The organism is Sphingobium sp. LMC3-1-1.1, from assembly GCF_040676285.1.
Classification (GTDB): Bacteria; Pseudomonadota; Alphaproteobacteria; order Sphingomonadales; family Sphingomonadaceae; genus Sphingobium.
The window spans coordinates 18,393-36,043 of record NZ_JBEGHQ010000002.1; the positions used below are offsets into that span (position 1 = coordinate 18,393).

Genomic DNA, 17,651 nt, shown 5'->3' on the forward strand with positions numbered 1-17,651 from the left:
GATTGAATCAGATCGCCGCTCTGGTTTCCTTGTTTTCCGCGATTTCTTAACCAGCGATCGGTTCCGATCGCTTGGAAATCGCTCTAATCCCGCTCCATCCACCCGCGCATCCGCCGGAACAATCCGCGCTCCGCCACGGGTTCCATCATCTCTCCCGGACCTTCCGGATCGAGTATCTCATTGTCCGCCAGCCATGCCTGCACGTCGTTCAGGTCAGGCGTCACATAGTGTCTCAGCGTTCGCCCCGGCTTGTCGCGCAGCTGCTCGACGGCGGCTACCAGCCCGCGCTCGGCGATCACCGCCGCCACACGCGCGACGGGCAGGTCGAGATGCTCGGCGATGAGATCGTCGCGAATCGCCCGTATCACATCCTCCCGCCCTGCATTGGCGGGCAGCGCGGCATCGATCGTCACGTCGCATTCGGTGTCCAGCCGCATGGACCGGTTGTTCATGTTGGACGATCCGACCCGCAGAACCCGGTCATCGACGATCAAGATCTTGGCATGCACATAGATCGGCTCCCCCCGCGCGGTAAACGGATGGTAGAGCCGTAACCGGCCGTGGCGGTCCCGCGCCTTCAGCGCCTCGAACAGCCGGGCGCGGCCCGTGTCCATGGCCTGCTGTTCCAGCCAGCCGTCGGCCTGTTCCGGATTGATGATGACGATCTGCGGCCCGTCCTCCTCGGCCAGCCGGGCTGCGATCGCCTCGGCAATGCGGCGGGAGGCGAAATATTGGCTCTCCGCATAGATATAGCGCTTCGCCGACGCGATCTGGTTCACATAAAGCCGCTCGATCTCGATCAGCGGTTCCTGGTCCTCCATCTCCGGCGCGGAGCGGGATATGGCGACATCCACATCCTCGAACTGCACCGGCAATGCATCGGGCCAGCAATCCTGCTGACCCTCCACCGGTAGCAGTTCCTCCCCGCCTGCATCCTTCCACCGCGCCCGCGCATGCTGGCCCAGCGCCGCCGCGACGGGCCCCTGCAGGGCCGTCGTCGCATCGTGCCAGGGGCCATAGGGCGACCCGTCCGGATGCCGCCGCCCCGGTTCCTCATCGCGGTGATGCCGGGTGTCCCAGCGATCGCCGGTCATGTCGATGCCACCGCAAAAGGCAAAGCAATCGTCGATCACCACGATCTTCTGATGGTGGGACGCGGCGGTCGGATGATGGCTGTCCAGCTTCACCGTGATGCGTGAATTGGCCATCCAGCGGACGGTCGTGAACAGGTTTGACGGCCGCACCATGGACTTCATCGCGCCCACGTCCCAGCGCAGCAGGAAGATTTCCAGCTCCGGCGTCCGTTCCACCAGCCAGCTTATGAAATCCCCGATCACCGTTGGCGCGCCGTCGCCCGCCTCATCTTCGCGGATCAGCGTGATGGCGGCGTCAAAATCCCAGCCGATCAGCATGATCCGCTTCTTCGCCTTCATCATCGCGGCGCGGGCATGCCGGAAATAGGCGTCCGCATCGACGATCATGCTGGCCTTCAGCGCCCGCTCGATCCGCCAGCAATCCTCCCTCTCGCGCGGACCGTTCATGCGCTGCCCACCACCAGGCAGCCCAGGAACATCAGCAGTCCCGCAAAGCGATTGGAACGGAATTTGGCCAGGGGATCGATGCCGTCCTCCTTCAGCGTCGCCACCTGCCAGCCCAGATGCACCGCCATGGGCAGCAACGCCGCCAGCGCCAGGCCCTGCGGCCTTGCCTGCCAGATGGCGCTGGCCCAAAGGCCCAGCGCCATCGCATAGCAGAACGCCACGCCGCTGCGCACATGCCTGCCCATGGACAGGGCGCTCGATCCGATGCCGATCAGGGCGTCATCCTCCCGATCCTGCAACGCATAGATGGTGTCATAGCCGACCACCCAGAAGATGCATCCTCCATAGAGCAGCAATCCCGTCAAATTGAGGCTTCCCGCCGCTTCGCTCCACCCGACCAGCGCCGCCCAGGAAAAGACCAGCCCCAGCCATATTTGCGGCCAGCCGGTGATCCGCTTCATGAACGGATAGGCCGCGACCAGCGCCAGCGAGCCCAGGGCCACGACCTGGGCGTAGAGATGGAGCTGGAGCAGCACCACCAGTCCGACCAGGCAGAGGGACAGCAACCATATCCATGCGGTCTTGAGGGATATCGCCCCGCTCGCCAGCGGGCGGGATGCCGTGCGCGCTACCTGCCGGTCGAGGTCGCGGTCGACAATGTCGTTGAACACGCACCCCGCCCCGCGCATGGCGATGCTGCCCAGCAGCAGCCAGAGGATCAGCGGCCACTGCGCCCGCGTACCCCCCGCCAGCGCAACGGCCCAGGCGCCAGGCCAGAACAGCAGCCACCAGCCGATCGGCCGATCAAATCGCGCCAGCAGGGCCAGGGCACGGGGGATATTCGGCAAGCGCGCGACCAGCCCGCGCGCCTCGCTATCGGGAACTATCGTCTGTTGGGCCATGATAGGTTTTTGGGACTCCGTTCGGGCCGAGCTTGTCGAAACCCTCCACTTCCCTAAAGAGAAGCATGCCCCTTCGACAAGCTCAGGGCGAACGGAAGAGACAAAATGACCGCGACCCCCGCCTGGCCGCCGCAAAGCGCGCCGCGCCTCCACGTCGAAACGCAGCTGGGCGAGGGTGTGGCCGTGCCTGTCGACGGCAACCCGGCCCATTATCTGATCAGCGTCATGCGGGTGAAACCGGACGACATCGTCCTGCTGTTCGACGGCAGGTCGGGCGAATGGGCGGCCAGGGCGCGCGACATCCGCAAGCGCGACCTGGTGCTGGAGGTGGTCAGCCAGACCAGACCGCCGGAGGATGTCCCCGATTTCTGGCTCTGCTGCGCGCCGATCAGGAAGGGGCGCATCGACCTGGTCGCCGAAAAGGCCTGCGAACTGGGGGTGGCCCGCCTGCAGCCCGTGCTCACCCGGCGCGCCGTGGTGGACCGGCTCAATTTCGATCGCCTGCATGCCCATCTGGTCGAAGCGGCAGAGCAATGCGGCCGCACGGCCCTTCCCGAACTTGAGCCTATGGTGAAGCTCGACGCGTTGTTGCGGGATTGGCCGGAGGACCGCTGGCTTTTCTTTGCCGATGAGACCGGCGGGGAGGTGCTGGCCGCCACGCTCAGGGCGCATCCGGGCGCCGCCGCTTTCCTGATCGGTCCTGAAGGCGGCTTCGACCCCGCCGAGCGCGAAGCGATCCGCGCCCATCCCCGATCGGTCGCCGTCTCGCTCGGCCCCCGGATTCTGCGCGCGGAAACCGCCGCCATCGCTGCGACCACGGCCTGGATGACGATGAACGGAGACTGGGTTTAGCTTCCTGGCGCGTCATGCTTCCGCGGCCCGCCGGCTGGCACCGCAGCATCTCGTGCCGAGCGCTCAAATATGGTTTTCTTCCGCAACCCGATTGAAGCCGCCATCAACGCAGCTTATCTGAGCGCCGAAGGTTGCGCCTTTGACGCAACCGGGGGAAAGATTAAGGCGGGGCATGAGCACCAGAACCGACTCAGGGGAAAATGATCCCATCATTGAAAGCCGCGAACAGTTGATCGCGGCCTTCGCCAAGGGCGCCAAGCCGAAGGATCGCTGGCGCATCGGCACCGAGCATGAGAAATTCGTCTATGCGAGGCGGGATTATCACGCCCCCAGCTACGACGAGCGGGGCGGCATTCACACGCTGCTGATCGGCCTTACCCGCTATGGCTGGAACCCGGTGTTCGAGGGGGAGAATATCATCGCCCTTTCCGGCGCCGACGGCACCATCAGCCTGGAACCGGCCGGCCAGCTCGAACTGTCGGGCGCGCCGCTGGAAAATCTCCACCAGACCTGCGCGGAAACCAGCCGGCATCTGGAACAGGTGAAATATGTGGGCGACATGTTGGGCCTGGGTTTCCTGGGCCTTGGCATGTGGCCGGACAAGAGCCGCGAAGAACTGCCCATCATGCCCAAGGGCCGCTACGACATCATGCTGCGTCACATGCCGCGCGTGGGCAGCATGGGCCTGGACATGATGCTGCGCACCTGCACCATCCAGACCAACCTCGACTATGGCAGCGAGGCGGACATGGTGAAGAAGTTCCGCGTCTCCCTTGCGCTGCAGCCGCTGGCGACGGCGCTCTTCGCCAATTCGCCTTTCACGGAAGGCAAGCCCAACGGCTTCCTGTCCTATCGCAGCCATATCTGGTCGGACACCGACCCCGGCCGCACGGGCATGTTGCCCTTCGTGTTCGAGGACGGCTTCGGTTATGAGCGCTATGCCGACTATGCGCTCGATGTGCCGATGTATTTCGTCTATCGCGACGGCCGCTATATCGACGCGGCGGGCCAGAGCTTCCGCGATTTCCTGAAGGGCGAACTGCCCGCCCTGCCCGGCGAAAAGCCGACGGAGAAGGACTGGGAGGATCATCTGTCCACCGCCTTCCCGGAAGTGCGGATGAAGAGCTTCCTGGAAATGCGCGGCGCGGATGGCGGGCCGTGGAACCGTATCTGCGCGCTGCCGGCGCTATGGGTCGGGCTGCTCTATGACGAAGGCGCGCTGGACGCGGCCTGGGATCTGGTCAAGGGCTGGAGCATGGAGGAACGGCAGGTCCTGCGCGATTCCGTGCCCAAACTGGCCTTGGACGCGCCCATTGCGGGCAACCGCAAGCTGCGCGACATTGCCGCCGAAGCGCTGGACATCGCCCGCGCCGGCCTTTCCGCCCGCGCCCGGCTCAATGCGTCGGGCGACAATGAAAGCGGCTTCCTCGCCCCGCTGGACGAGATCGTGGCGTCGGGCCAGACCCACGCCGAACGGCTGCTCGCCCGCTATCATGGCGAGTGGAAGGGCGACCTCACCCGGATCTACGCTGAGGAAAGCTTCTGACGCTTCCTTCCTTCTCCCTGCGGGAGAAGGAAGGGTTGCCCCTCCGACAGGGCCGGTCAGCTATTGTGGATGAGATGGTCGGCCCTCATTCGGCGGGCTGCGCCAGCCCCATGGGCTTGCGCCCCACGATCCACGCGAAAAGGCGTGGCACGGCGCCGTTGCGCTCCATCCAGTCGCTATAGGCGCGATATTCCGGATCGGCGCCCAGATGCGCCTCCTCGGTCTTCGCCCGCCAATAATAGACCGCATTGGTCACGCCCAGCAGGGCACAATTGCGCACCACATCGGTCAGGTTGCCCGACAGGCTGAGGAAAGGCAGGGCGGAAAACCACCAGAAGAGGTTCTTCGCCAGATAGGCCGGATGGCGCGTCCAGCGATAGGGTCCGTGCGTCAGGATCCCGCGATGCGTCAGGTTGGAGAAGCGCAGTCCGAAGGCCACCGTCGCCCAGGCATAGATGGCGGTCAGCAGGACCAGCCACCCGCCCAACAGCCATTGCAGGGCCTCATGCCCGCGCGTCCAGACATCCCATTCGGCTCCGCCGGCGTGATAATCGAGCGGACCGCCATTGCCCATCAGCACAAAGGGCGGATAGCAGATCAGCGCCGCAACCCATCCCGCCAGCAGCGGATTGGCCGTCCGGATATGCGAATCCAGCGGCTTCATCGTCAGCATATAGCCCACCGTCGCCATGCAGACGTCGATCATGAACATGATGGCGATCAGGAAGCTCGCCAGGGCCACGGGATGGCTGAACGCATCCGCTGTCCGCCATTCGACCACGCTGGCGAAATTGCCCGGCACGATCGACAGCATGAAGGCGAGGAAAAAGCCCTTCACCGCCCAGGCGCGGGCATGATGGGCAACCTCCGCCCGGTCCGGCACGCCCGCGGCTCCGCCGATCACCCATTGGCCAAAGGCAAAGCTTGCGTCCTTCGGTTCGACCGTCCGCCGGTCCAGCCAGATCACATAGGGCACTGACGCCCCCAGCAGCCAGGGCGCCGCGCTCATCAGCAGGTTCATGGACATGCGATAATCGCCCGCCCAATACCAGCGCGCAATGCAATAGAATGATGCGATGACGAGCCAGGTCGCCCATAAACCGGCGATCTTGACGATGCTGACGTCCATCACCGCGCGCCAGGGCCGGGCGGGTGCGATCCAGTCGATCCCTGTCGATGCCCGGCGGTGGACCTTGTCGACCAGCAGCGACCACAGCACCATGGGAAGGCCGCACGCGACTACCGCGGCGAAGCCCGCATTCGGCCCATTCATCCCGTAATGGCGCGCCACCAATGTCCAGAGGCAGAGGCCGACCAGCCCGGCAATGCCCACGCCATGGCTGACGGCGGATTTCGGACAGGGATCGGCATTGTCGCTCATGCCGTGGCCCTAGCGAAAATAGGTAAACAACCCCCGAAGGCCGACCGGGCGAAGGGGGATCCGGCCGCCCCGATCAGCTCCCGCCCAACACATTGATGGTGAACGCCAATATGCCCAGGTTGAAGAGGAAGGCGGCCAGGCAATGGAACAGCGCCGTTTGCCTTATGCTTCCGCTTTTCACGGCGACGTCGGAAGTCTGGAATGTCATTCCCAATGTGAAGGCGAAATAGAGGAAATCCCAGTAGCTTGGTTCCTGCGTGTCCGGAAAATCAAGTCCGCCGCTGTCCCGGCCCTTTCCATCGCCCAGGTAGAAGATATGCGCATAATGCATCGCATAGACGAGGTTGGAGAAGAGCCAGGCCAGCGCCAGCGTCGCCAGCACCAGCGCAATCGCCCCCGCACTTGGCCCGCCATGCTGGCTGACCGCGACGCCGACGGCGACCAGGATCACCATCGACACGATTCCGGTCAGCAACAGCATCAATTGCCGATTGACGTCATTGTCCGCCGCTTTGCGCCGCATCGCGTCGGGATCGGCGTCCAGCAGCGGCCAGACCGACAGGATGAAGGCCAGCGCCGCCAGGTCAAAGCCCGCCATCACCGCCTCATGCCAGGGCAGCAGGAGGCCAAAGGGCGCCATGCTGGCCAGCAGGGCCAGGAACATGCCATAACGCCACGGGAAAATCTGCGGTCGGCTCATGCCGTGCATCAAAGGCGTAATCCCCGCCGCGCACAAGATGCTTTTGATACCGCATTTTACGCGTTGCCGACCGCAAAGGGTCAAGTTGACAATGCGCTAGATCACGGCCGCCACCAAACCCAGCGCCTGGGCCTCATTCGCTTCGAGATACCAGTTTTCCGGCGCGCGCTTCAGCAGTTCTTCCATCGAAACCTGCGATCCCAGGATCAGGTTCGCGAAACCTTCATTCTGGATCGCGATCGACGCCTCGATCTCATGCAATGTCGCCTTGAGCGACGCGATGCAGGTCGACAGCGGCCCTTCCAGATGGATGTCCCGCGTGATGATGCGCTCGTGGATCATCACGCGTGTTCCCCGCGCGAGATAGCGATTTTCCGCCGCGAAGAAGCCCATGAAGGTGGCGCCCGCCGAATAGACCGCCGTCTTGCCCAGGAACACCAGCCGCCGGTCCGGATAGAGATCGGAATGGAAGCGGACATCCTCCCCCATCATCCGTGCAATCTCGGGATCGCCGCCCAGGGTGGCGATCTCCACCACGACCAATCCCTGTTGCGGCGCGGACGACAGGCAGTTGCGGAAATGCAGGTACATGCCATGATCGACATAGCCTGACAGCATGATCGCGGGATATTCGAAATCCTTGGGGCCCAGCAACGGTGCCTGTATCGACATTAAAAACGGCTCCTTCTTCTGCCCTCGCCGGCTGCTCTACGCGCAGGCCGGCAAATGGTGCCCTGTTCCCCTCGGTTTTTAGCTGGCGCCCCGCTGGAGACGTCCCTAAAGAACAGATCATGACCAAAGGGCGGGGCGCATGATCGCTAAACTGAAAGGACGGCTGGACAGCACGGGCCTGGACCATGCCATCATCGACGTGGGCGGGGTCGGCTATCTGGTTGGCGCCTCGTCCCGCACGCTCTCCGCGCTGGGGCCTGTGGGCGAAGCGGTGACGATCCATACCGAAATGCTTGTGTCGGACGATGCCATCCGCCTGGTCGGTTTCGCCCGAGCCGAGGAACGCGACTGGTTCCGCCTGCTGACCGGCGTGCAGGGCGTGGGATCCCGCGTGGCGCTGGCCATATTGTCGGCCCTGGAACCGGCGGAGCTGCACCGCGCAGTGGCCACGGGCGACAAGGCGATGGTCGCGCGCGCCAATGGCGTCGGCCCCAAGCTTGCCCAGCGCATCGTCAATGAGTTGAAGGACAAGATCGGCGCCGTACCCGCACCAGCCGGCGCGGCCGGTGGCGGCTTTACGGCCCTGCCCACCGGCGGCCACGGCGCCGACGCGATTTCGGCGTTGCAGAATCTGGGTTTCAAACCCGCCGAAGCCAGCAGCGCCGTCGCCGCTGCCGAGGAGGAATTGGGTGAGGACGCGTCGCTGGATGCGCTGGTCCGCCTGGCGCTCCGGAAAGCGGCGAAATGAGCGAGGACCGCCTGATCTCCTCCACGCGCCGTGTCGAGGATGCGGATGCCGCGCTGCGTCCCAAGTCCTTGGGTGAATTTATCGGGCAGCAGGCGGCACGGGAAAATCTGCGCATCTTCATCGAAGCCGCCAGGGGACGGGGCGAAGCGCTGGACCATGTGCTCTTCTTCGGTCCCCCCGGCCTTGGCAAGACGACGCTGGCGCAGATCGTCGCCCGCGAAATGGGTGTGGGTTTCCGCGCGACATCAGGCCCGGTCATCGCCAAGTCAGGCGATCTCGCCGCGCTGCTCACCAATCTGGATGAGGGCGACGTCCTCTTCGTCGATGAGATTCACCGGCTCAACCCCGCGGTCGAGGAAGTGCTCTATCCTGCGATGGAGGACCGGGCGCTCGACCTGATGATCGGCGAGGGGCCGTCCGCCCGATCGGTGCGGATCGACCTGCCGCCCTTCACCCTGGTCGGTGCGACCACGCGGCAGGGCCTGTTGACGACACCCCTGCGCGACCGCTTCGGCATTCCGGTGCGGCTGCAATTCTATACAGTGGACGAACTGGAGCTGGTGGTGCGCCGCGCCGCGCGGCTGCTGGACCTGGCCATAACCCCGGACGGTGCGGTGGAGATCGCCCGGCGCTCGCGGGGCACGCCGCGCATCGCGGGGCGACTGCTGCGGCGGGTGCGCGACTTCGCGAATGTGGCGGCGGCAGCGGCCGTGGACGCCAAGGTGGCCGACGCCGCACTGACGCGGCTGGAGGTCGACTATCTCGGTCTCGACCTGATGGACCGCCGTTACCTGACCATGATCGCGGACATTTATCGCGGCGGCCCGGTGGGGGTCGAAACGCTGGCGGCCGGTCTTTCCGAAGCGCGCGACACGATCGAGGAAGTGATCGAACCCTATCTCATCCAGCTTGGCCTGATTGCCCGTACGGCGCGGGGTCGCTGCCTCAATGGTCCGGGCTGGAAGCATCTGGGCCTCAATCCCCCCTCCCATCTTCAGGATGGGCTGTTCGATTGAAATCGGCCGACGGCCGGACCGACCGGCCGCCGATCGCCAAATGATCCATACGCATATTCGCGGGAGGGCAGGCCATTCATCGCGGCGGCCCGTGGTCGGCTTCCCATCGATCGGCAATGTCACCGCCCGGTCATGCCGCTTTCACCGATCCGTCTCCTTTTTGCAGCCATGCCGTCATTTGCCTCTGCCATGCCCCGGTCGCCACCGGCGCGGCCTCCAGCCGACAGCCCGGATTATGCACAGGGGTATTCATCCATGTCTCATCTGACCGACGAGGCGCGCGCGGCCTTTCGCGATGCGCAGCCAAAGATCACCGCGGGCGAAGACAGCCTGGAATCGATCGTCGCCGCCAATCCGGCGCGCCGCACCGTGCTGAAGAACGGCCTGCTGGGCCTTTCCATGCTGCCGATGCTGGGCGCGCTGACGGCATGCGGCGACGACGAAGCCTCCGGCTCGCCCGCCCCCCTTCCCCCGCCGACCCCGGCGCCCAGCTATGCCATCGCCTTCGCGTCGGTCGCGATCAACAGCAACGACACGGTCACCGTTCCTGCCGGCTACACTGTCGATGTGTTGCTGAAGGCGGGCGATTCGGTGGAGCCTGGCACCCCCTATGCCCCCGGCAGCATCCCCGGCAGCGCGAGCCAGACCAATTTGTGGGCGGGCGGCAATCATGACGGCATGGAGTTTTTCGACCTGTCGGGCGTCGATCCCAACAGCGGCGGCCTGCTGGCGATCAACCATGAACTGCCGGATTACAATATCCTCTTCGCCAGCGGCACCTATAACGCCGCCACCGCCACCGCGGACCAGAAGGCGCTCGCCCTGTCGGCCGTCGGCGTTTCGGTGGTGGAAATCGCCAAGGGCACGGACGGCAAGTTCGCCGTCAAGGCGGGATCGCGCTTCAACAAGCGCTATAGCGGCAACACCGATTATCGCGTTGGCGGACCGGCTGCGGGCCTGCTGTCCTCGACCATTCGCGGTACGCTCAACAACTGTTCCTCGGGCCGCACGCCCTGGGGCACCTATCTGACCTGCGAAGAGACGACCAATAATTATCTGGATCCCACGCAGCCCAGCAACAATTACGGCTGGGTCGTGGAGATCGATCCCTATCAGGAACTGGCCGCGCCGACCAAGCGCACCGCCATGGGCCGATTCTCCCATGAGAACACCGCCTATCTGAATGACGCCAACAATCGCGTCGCCTTCTATATGGGCGACGATTCGACGCCGGGCTGCATCTACAAGTTCGTGCCCGATCGCGCCTACAGCACCAGCAATCGCGCATCGAACGTCGACCTGCTCGATTACGGCACGCTCTATGTGGCGCGCTTCAATGCGGACGGCACGGGGGAGTGGCGGGCGCTGGTGCAGGGCCAGAACGGCCTGGTCGCCAACGCCACCGATCCCGGCAACGTCAGCCAGTCGACCACGCCGCCCACCCCCACCACCGTCAGCTTCAACAGCACGGCCGATGTGCTCATCAACGCCCAGTCGGCCGCCCGCGTCGCCGGCGGTACGCTGATGGACCGGCCGGAATGGATCACGGTCGCGCCGAATCATCAGGCGATCTTCGTCACGCTGACCAACAACAGCGGTCGCCGCGTCACCGACAATCCCAATCCGCGCGTGACCAACCTGCACGGCCACATCCTGAAGTTCCGCGAAAATGGCGATTCACCGCTCGCAACCGGCTTCACCTGGGAAATTTTCCTGCTGGCGGGCAATCCCAACCTTGCCGAAGCGAATCTGAAGGGGAACATCAACGGCGATTATTTCTCCAGTCCCGATGGCCTTCGCATCGATCCGCAGGGCCGCCTGTGGGTTCAGACCGACCACAACCTCACGGGCAACGCCGGTACGTTGAACGGCACGGCGGTGAACATGACGCAGGCCTTTGGCAACAATTCGATGTACCATGTCGACCAGACCAGCAAGGCGTCCAAGCGCTTCCTGGTCGGTCCCACGGGCTGCGAGATCACCGGCATCGCCTATACGCCGGACCTTCGGAACTTCTTCATCAATATCCAGCATCCCACGGGCAACTGGCCGGTGTCGGGGCAGCAGCCGCGTTCCTCGACGATAGTGGTGCGCCGTACAGACGGTCAGCCGGTCGGAAACTGAGCCTTGGCGCCGGCCCGGCCCTGTTCGCCGGCAAGGGACGGCTTCCTGCGCTCCGGCGCCAGAAAGTCGTCCTTGCCGACCCCTCCCGGCCCTGCGGAGGATGGCAAGCCGACCTCGCCTTGAGCACGGCTGGGAAACAAGGAAAGGCCCGTTCCCTTAGGAACGGGCCTCTTCGTTCGGGCTATATACGCCGCGAATCCGAATGGTGTCAGGTGGCGTCAGCCACCTGCGCGATCACTTGATCTTGGCTTCCTTGAACTCGACATGCTTGCGCACGACGGGGTCATATTTCCGGAAGCTCAGCTTCTCGGTCTTGGTACGCGGATTCTTCTTGGTCACGTAGAAGAATCCGGTGTCAGCCGAGCTGACGAGGCGAATCTTGACGGTTGCTGGCTTGGCCATGGCCTTAGTCCCTGGTCGTGAATATCGTGAAAAAGAAGAGCGGCCCCAAATCTCTTGCGAGCAAGGGACCGCCCCGTTTCAGCGGTGCCCCATGAGGCAGATTCGGATCGGTGTCAAGGCTCGTGGCCGAAATGCGGCGGCCATGCTACACTTTACGCGGCCTTAACCGGCTCGGGTCTATCGGTGGAGTCGGAGTTACAGGACGGGGGAGTCTTCTCCATGCGACATGATCCGATGCTGGCCATTCTTGCCGATCTGCTGCGGCGGGTGGACGCGCTCGCGGGCGAACGGGGGCATATCTCCTTGGCGCGCCTGCGGGACGAGATTGACCGGATACGCCATATTGCCCGCGCCTTCCACCTCGACAATGTCGAAGGCCTGGCCGGCACATTGCAGTCGGCGCTGTCGCTGCAAGGCGCCGGGCCTGTCGTCATGTCCTATCTCGACCTGATGCGCGACGCGATCGCGGCCGAAATGCCCGATGCGGAGGTGATAGCGATGCCTGTCGCCGCCAGGCCGGCGGCGGGGCCTGGCACGCGGCTGACCGTCTGACCGGCTGAATGGATGCATTGCTGATCGCGCTGCTCGGCTGTCTGTTGGCCGAAACCGGCGACAAGGGGCAGTTGCTGGCCCTGGCCCTGGCCGAACGGTTCCAGCGCGATGGAGCGGTGATCGCGGGGATCGTGGCGGCGGCTTTCGCCAATGCGGCGATCGGCGCGGCGGCGGGCGCCTTTATCGCGCCGATGCTGGGGACGGACGGGCGGTTGCTGTTCCTGGCGCTGGCTTTGATCTTCCTGGCGGTCGGGATGTTCTGGCCGACGAAGCGGCCTGACCCCCTGGCGAACTGGCGGCTTGGGCCCTTTCTCACCAGTGCGCTTGGTCTCTTCATCCTCGGCTTCGGGGACGGCGCGCAATTCCTGATCCTGGGAATCGCCGTGCGCACCGCCGATCCGGTGCTGGCCGCAACGGGCGGGGCGATCGGCATCATCGCCGCGACTGTTCCCGTCCTCCTGCTGCGCGGCCCGGCGTTCGACGCGCTGCCGCTTCGCGCCATTCGGCTTGGCGGCGCCGTGCTGGTGCTGCTCGCGGGGATGGCGGCGGCGGTGTCGGCGCTGCACCTCGCCTGATCGACGGAATGCATCAGACTGAACGGCTTTTTTGGCGGAGTTCCCTGTTTTGTCATGGCACCATATCGGGCACAGATCATTATATGTCCGAAACCAAGTCCCTTAGCAGGAGCCAAGCATGACAGCCCCCGATCTCAAGACTCCGACAGATTTGCGCAGCAATGCCACGAAAACGGTCGCAGAGGCGCTGAACGGCGTGCTCGCGGACAGTTATGCGCTGTATTTCAAGACCAAGAATTTCCACTGGCACGTGTCCGGTCCCCATTTCCGCGACTATCATCTGATGTTCGACGAGCAGGCGACGCAGATCCTGGCCACCACCGATCTGATCGCCGAACGCGTGCGCAAGACCGGGAACACGACGCTGCGTTCCATAGGCGACATTTCGCGTCACCAGTCCCTTGCCGACAATGACGCCGATTATGTCAGCCCCGGCGACATGCTGAACGAGTTGCGGGAGGACAATCTGAAGCTGGTGGAGGCCCTGCGCGCCGCCAAGGCCGCAGCCACCGAAGCGGGCGACAATGCGACGGAAGGCATTATCGACGATTGGACGGACGAGGCGGAGGAACGCGCCTGGTTCCTGTTCGAGGCCGGCCGCAACGCCTGATGGAACAAAGCCCTCCAGCCGCGACTGGAGGGCTTTTTCGTTGGATCAATCCTCGATGATCGGCTCTATCGCCACGATGGTGAGCGCAGCGGCCCTTCCACCGAAATCCACGCTCTCGCCACCCTCCGCATCCATCATCGCGCGGGCGAGCGGCGCGGAAAAGGCGATGCGCCCTTCGGCGGGATCCGCTTCATCATCGCCGACGATGCAGATCTGCCTTTCCTTGCCGTTCAAGCTGTAGGTCACGCGGCTGCCGAAGGCGACCGCCTCCCCGTCCGGGATCGGCCGCACCTCCGCGGTGGCAAGCCGGGTCCGCCAGTATCGCAACTCGCGCTTCAGCTTCTTGGCCTCATCTTCGGCCATGCCATCCATTTCCACCGCCTCCAGCGCTTCCACCTTCTCCCGCGTCAGCCGCAGGCCGCGCGCCGTCACCCAATTGGGACCGGGCGGCAGCGGAAGTTCGAAAGTGGGCTCCAGATGCTCCTCGTCACTCTCGCGACGAAAGGCGACACTCATTGCACTCTCCTGTCAAAACGCCTGTCCGCGCCATCACGAGGTCGAAACCGGCGCTCTTCTTTTCAAGGGGAAGGTCCGGGTTGCGACAGCGCCAAAGCCCGGACAAGCAGGGCTTCTAATCGTCGAACAGCGCCGCGAGCTGTTCCACCATGGTGCCGCCAAGCTGTTCGGCATCCATGATGGTCACTGCGCGGCGATAATAGCGGGTCACGTCATGGCCGATGCCGATCGCCACGAGCTGAACGGGCGAGCGGTTCTCGATCCATTCGATCACCTGCCGCAAATGGCGTTCCAGATAGGTGCCGCTGTTCACCGACAGGGTGGAATCATCGACAGGCGCGCCGTCGGAGATCACCATCAATATGCGGCGTTCCTCGTTCCGCGCCAGCAGCCGGCCATGCGCCCAGAGCAGCGCCTCGCCGTCGATATTCTCCTTGAGCAACCCCTCCCGCATCATCAGGCCGAGATTCTTGCGCGCCCGGCGCCAGGGTTCGTCCGCCTTCTTGTAGATGATGTGGCGCAGGTCGTTCAAACGCCCCGGCATCGGGGGACGTCCGGCCGCCAGCCAGTCCTCCCGGCTCTGCCCGCCCTTCCAGGCGCGGGTGGTGAAGCCCAGTATCTCCGTCTTCACGCCGCAGCGTTCCAGCGTGCGCGCCATGATATCGGCGCTGATCGCGGCGATGGAAATCGGCCGGCCGCGCATGGACCCGGAATTGTCGATCAGCAGCGTGACGACGGTATCGCGGAACTCGATATCCCGCTCGATCTTGTAGGACAGCGATCGTGTCGGATCGATCACGATCCGCGCCAGCCGCGCCGCGTCGAGCAGCCCCTCTTCCTGGTCGAAGTCCCAGCTCCGCGACTGCTGCGCCATCAGCCGGCGCTGCAGCCGATTGGCCAGTTTCGTCACCGCGCCCTGCAGGCTGACGAGCTGCTGGTCCAGGAAGCCGCGCAGGCGCAGCAATTCATCCTCGTCGCACAGGTCCGTTGCGGTCACCACCTCGTCATGCAGCAGTGTATAAGCCTTGTAGTCGAAGCCCGGCGGCAGGTCGCCCATCGGCCGGTTCGAGCGAACAGGCATCATGCCGTCCTCGCCCATATCCTCCGCGCCATCCTCGCTGCCGGGATCGAACTGATCGCTATATTCGGTTTCGCCGTTCTGGCTTTCCCCGCCCTGATCCTCGGCGCGCGTCTCGGCAAAGGCGTCGCTGTCGCCGGCCTCGTCCTCGCCGCTGTCGCTCTCGTCCTGTTGCTGCTCCTCGTCCTCGCCCTCGTCCGGCGTCTCGGAATCATCAGTCTCGGGCGGCATGTCTTCGTCGACAAGCGCGAGATGCTCCAGCATGGCGGTGGTCAGCTTCTGGAAGGCGCGCTGGTCGTCAATGGCCATGGCCAAAGCGTCGAGATCAGCGCCCGCCTTTTCCTCGATCCACTGGTCGATCATCGCCAGGCCCGCCTGCACGTCCCTGGGCGTGGCCTGTCCGGTCAGCCGTTCGCGCACCTTGAGCGCCAGCGCCGTCGACAGGGGCACTTCCTCGGACGAACGTGCCCGCCGGATCGGGTCGGATTTCAGGCGCAGGTCCAGCGCATGGTTCAGGTTCGCCCGAACCCCTTCCATCGCCCGCGAACCGATCGCCTCGACCCGCGCCTGCTCCACCGCATCATAGACGGCCCGCGCGGTCGCGTCGGCGGGCGCGGCCGCGTTGTGGATCCGGGCATTGTGATGCCGCAGCCGCAGCGCATTGGCGTCGGCAAAGCCCCGCGCCAGCGCCACCTGATCAGCGGGAAGGTTGCGTCCAGGAGTCGGCACCTTGATCGCCTTGCCCGCCATATGAGGCGTGTCGGCGGTGAAGCTGACCTCCACCTCCGCGTCGCGCGCAATCGATCGCGCTGCGCCGGACAGCACATCCTTGAAGGCGTCGAGGAGCGAACGGTCGGTCATGTGTCCAGCAGCATCCCGCCCGACGCAGGGTGAAGGCAACCGTTCAGGCAGCGATGCCCTTCATCCCGCGGGGCACGGAGCGCGTTCGTACGGGCGGCGGCGTTCATGGCCGCTCGCCCTCTCCGACATAGGGCACCGCGATGGTCTCGATCTCAGTCTCCACCTCGCTCATCAGCTTGTGCAAAGGGCATTTCGCGGCCACGGCGATCAGCCTGTCATGCTGGTCGGCGGTGAGCGGACCGGACAGGGCGATGCGCGTGGTCAGCCTGTAGACGCCCTCCCGTTCCCGGCTTGCGTCGCGCACCACGCCGACGTGGATGTCCTCCACCGGAATGCCGTTGCGTTGCGCATACCAGAGCATGGTCATCGCCTTGCAGGCGCCCAGCGCCGAATCATACAGGTCATGCGGGTCGGGTCCGGCGTCATGGCCGTCGGGCGCCGACATGTCCGCGATCAGCTCATGGCCGCGGATGCTGATCCGGTGGGCGGTGCCGCCCGATGGATCGATCCGTTCGACGACGATCATGGCTCGTTCCTCCCTGCGCGCTCAGGCCGCCCGGTGGGCGACGCTTTCGGGCAGGTCCTTGCCGAAGACGCGCTGATAATATTCGGCCACCAGCGGCCGCTCCGCCTCATCGCATTTGTTGAGGAAGGACAGGCGGAAGGCGAAGCCGATATTCTTGAAGATCAGGGCGTTCTGCGCCCAGCTTATCACAGTGCGCGGCGACATGACGGTCGAGATGTCGCCGTTGATGAAGCCCTGGCGGGTCAGCTCCGCCACCTTGATCATGTTCTCGACTTCCTTGCGGCCGCCCTCATGGTCATATTCGCCGGACTTGGCCAGCACCACCTGCGCCTCGGTCGCGGCGGGCAGGTAGTTGAGCGCCACGACCAGGTTCCAACGGTCCATCTGGCCCTGGTTGATCTGCTGCGTGCCGTGATAAAGGCCGGTCGTGTCGCCCAGACCCACGGTATTGGCGGTCGCGAACAGGCGGAACCAGGGATTGGGCCGGATGACGCGATTCTGGTCGAGCAGCGTCATCTTGCCGTCGGTTTCCAGCACGCGCTGGATCACGAACATCACGTCCGGACGGCCGGCGTCATATTCGTCGAACACCAGCGCGACCGGCCGTTGCAGGGCCCAGGGGAGCAGCCCTTCGCGAAATTCGGTGACTTGCTGCCCTTCCTTCAGGACGATGGCGTCGCGCCCGACCAGGTCGATGCGGCTGATATGCGCGTCCAGATTGATGCGGATGCACGGCCAGCGCAGCCGCGCCGCGACCTGCTCGATATGGCTGGACTTGCCGGTGCCGTGATAGCCCTGCACCATCACGCGACGGTTATAGGCAAAGCCCGCCAGGATCGCGAGCGTGGTATCCGGATCGAACACATAGGCGGGGTCGAGATCGGGCACCCGCTCATCGGCTTCCGAAAAGGCGGGTATCTTCATGTCGACATCGATGCCGAACACTTCGCGCGCATCCACTTCGCGGTCGGGCGATGCCAACAGCGTTTCGGCGCGGGTATCGGGTTGGACGTTCGGGATGTCGGTCATCTTCTAATCTCTTTGAACGG

The 17,651-nt window shown here is 64.6% G+C and carries 18 protein-coding genes; 8 read left to right on the forward strand and 10 right to left on the reverse strand.

Features of this window, described 5'->3' with window-relative positions; all coding sequences use genetic code 11:
• Positions 1-83: 83 nt before the first annotated feature.
• The gene (locus MRBLMC3_RS06045; protein WP_363826708.1) at positions 84-1,541 is read right to left on the reverse strand and encodes a phospholipase D-like domain-containing protein; all 1,458 of its coding nucleotides are present in this window, start codon (positions 1,539-1,541) and stop codon (positions 84-86) included.
• Positions 1,538-2,443, reverse strand: coding sequence for a 4-hydroxybenzoate octaprenyltransferase (ubiA, locus tag MRBLMC3_RS06050; protein ID WP_363826711.1), 906 nt, complete (start codon positions 2,441-2,443; stop codon positions 1,538-1,540). The genes MRBLMC3_RS06045 and ubiA overlap by 4 nt, the downstream gene beginning before the upstream one ends.
• 105 nt (positions 2,444-2,548) lie before the next feature.
• Here ubiA and MRBLMC3_RS06055 point away from each other — a divergent pair, with 105 nt between their 5' ends.
• Both MRBLMC3_RS06055 and MRBLMC3_RS06060 read left to right on the forward strand, forming a co-directional pair.
• Entirely contained in the window at positions 2,549-3,295 is a 747-nt protein-coding gene (locus tag MRBLMC3_RS06055; RefSeq protein ID WP_363826714.1) for a 16S rRNA (uracil(1498)-N(3))-methyltransferase, read from the forward strand.
• A 172-nt stretch (positions 3,296-3,467) separates the two neighbouring features.
• Entirely contained in the window at positions 3,468-4,841 is a 1,374-nt protein-coding gene (locus MRBLMC3_RS06060) for a glutamate--cysteine ligase (RefSeq protein ID WP_363735718.1), read from the forward strand.
• Between the two features lie 85 nt (positions 4,842-4,926).
• Here the strand turns inward: MRBLMC3_RS06060 and MRBLMC3_RS06065 are convergent, their stop codons facing one another.
• From MRBLMC3_RS06065 to MRBLMC3_RS06075, 3 genes are all read right to left on the reverse strand, one after another.
• Positions 4,927-6,222, reverse strand: a complete 1,296-nt coding sequence (locus MRBLMC3_RS06065; RefSeq protein WP_363826716.1) for a methyltransferase family protein — start codon at positions 6,220-6,222, stop codon at positions 4,927-4,929.
• A 73-nt stretch (positions 6,223-6,295) separates the two neighbouring features.
• Positions 6,296-6,922 carry a DUF1345 domain-containing protein gene (locus tag MRBLMC3_RS06070; RefSeq protein ID WP_363735719.1) on the reverse strand — a complete coding sequence of 209 codons (627 nt, stop codon included), beginning with the start codon at positions 6,920-6,922 and terminating at the stop codon, positions 6,296-6,298.
• A 96-nt stretch (positions 6,923-7,018) separates the two neighbouring features.
• Complete coding sequence (locus tag MRBLMC3_RS06075; protein WP_133653063.1) at positions 7,019-7,594, reverse strand: peptidase S14; 576 nt, start codon at positions 7,592-7,594, stop codon at positions 7,019-7,021.
• Positions 7,595-7,733: 139 nt separating this feature from the next.
• Here MRBLMC3_RS06075 and ruvA point away from each other — a divergent pair, with 139 nt between their 5' ends.
• From ruvA to MRBLMC3_RS06090, 3 genes are all read left to right on the forward strand, one after another.
• The gene (gene ruvA, locus MRBLMC3_RS06080) at positions 7,734-8,342 is read left to right on the forward strand and encodes a Holliday junction branch migration protein RuvA (RefSeq protein WP_363826719.1); all 609 of its coding nucleotides are present in this window, start codon (positions 7,734-7,736) and stop codon (positions 8,340-8,342) included.
• Positions 8,339-9,358 carry a Holliday junction branch migration DNA helicase RuvB gene (gene ruvB, locus MRBLMC3_RS06085; RefSeq protein ID WP_133653065.1) on the forward strand — a complete coding sequence of 340 codons (1,020 nt, stop codon included), beginning with the start codon at positions 8,339-8,341 and terminating at the stop codon, positions 9,356-9,358. Before ruvA ends, ruvB begins: the two co-directional genes overlap by 4 nt.
• A 255-nt stretch (positions 9,359-9,613) precedes the next feature.
• Positions 9,614-11,482, forward strand: coding sequence for a PhoX family protein (locus tag MRBLMC3_RS06090; protein WP_363826722.1), 1,869 nt, complete (start codon positions 9,614-9,616; stop codon positions 11,480-11,482).
• 234 nt (positions 11,483-11,716) lie between these two features.
• Here MRBLMC3_RS06090 and rpmG read toward each other — a convergent pair whose 3' ends face one another.
• Positions 11,717-11,884, reverse strand: a complete 168-nt coding sequence (rpmG, locus tag MRBLMC3_RS06095) for a 50S ribosomal protein L33 (protein WP_007687342.1) — start codon at positions 11,882-11,884, stop codon at positions 11,717-11,719.
• Between the two features lie 219 nt (positions 11,885-12,103).
• Here rpmG and MRBLMC3_RS06100 point away from each other — a divergent pair, with 219 nt between their 5' ends.
• From MRBLMC3_RS06100 to MRBLMC3_RS06110, 3 genes are all read left to right on the forward strand, one after another.
• The gene (locus tag MRBLMC3_RS06100) at positions 12,104-12,436 is read left to right on the forward strand and encodes a hypothetical protein (RefSeq protein WP_133653067.1); all 333 of its coding nucleotides are present in this window, start codon (positions 12,104-12,106) and stop codon (positions 12,434-12,436) included.
• A gap of 8 nt (positions 12,437-12,444) precedes the next feature.
• On the forward strand, positions 12,445-13,011 hold the full coding sequence (locus tag MRBLMC3_RS06105) for a TMEM165/GDT1 family protein (RefSeq protein WP_363826725.1): 567 nt from the start codon (positions 12,445-12,447) through the stop codon (positions 13,009-13,011).
• A 118-nt stretch (positions 13,012-13,129) separates the two neighbouring features.
• Entirely contained in the window at positions 13,130-13,621 is a 492-nt protein-coding gene (locus MRBLMC3_RS06110; RefSeq protein ID WP_133653069.1) for a Dps family protein, read from the forward strand.
• 45 nt (positions 13,622-13,666) lie between these two features.
• On the opposite strand, the gene MRBLMC3_RS06115 is transcribed toward MRBLMC3_RS06110, so the two are convergent.
• The 4 genes from MRBLMC3_RS06115 to cobS form a co-directional block, all read right to left on the reverse strand.
• Positions 13,667-14,137 (reverse strand): GreA/GreB family elongation factor, encoded by a 471-nt coding sequence (locus tag MRBLMC3_RS06115; protein ID WP_363753468.1) that lies wholly within the window; start codon positions 14,135-14,137, stop codon positions 13,667-13,669.
• A 115-nt stretch (positions 14,138-14,252) separates the two neighbouring features.
• The gene (gene cobT, locus MRBLMC3_RS06120; RefSeq protein ID WP_363826729.1) at positions 14,253-16,076 is read right to left on the reverse strand and encodes a cobaltochelatase subunit CobT; all 1,824 of its coding nucleotides are present in this window, start codon (positions 16,074-16,076) and stop codon (positions 14,253-14,255) included.
• Positions 16,077-16,179: 103 nt separating this feature from the next.
• The gene (locus MRBLMC3_RS06125) at positions 16,180-16,602 is read right to left on the reverse strand and encodes an OsmC family protein (RefSeq protein ID WP_133653072.1); all 423 of its coding nucleotides are present in this window, start codon (positions 16,600-16,602) and stop codon (positions 16,180-16,182) included.
• Between the two features lie 21 nt (positions 16,603-16,623).
• On the reverse strand, positions 16,624-17,631 hold the full coding sequence (gene cobS, locus MRBLMC3_RS06130; RefSeq protein ID WP_133653073.1) for a cobaltochelatase subunit CobS: 1,008 nt from the start codon (positions 17,629-17,631) through the stop codon (positions 16,624-16,626).
• Between the last annotated feature and the right edge of the window lie 20 nt (positions 17,632-17,651).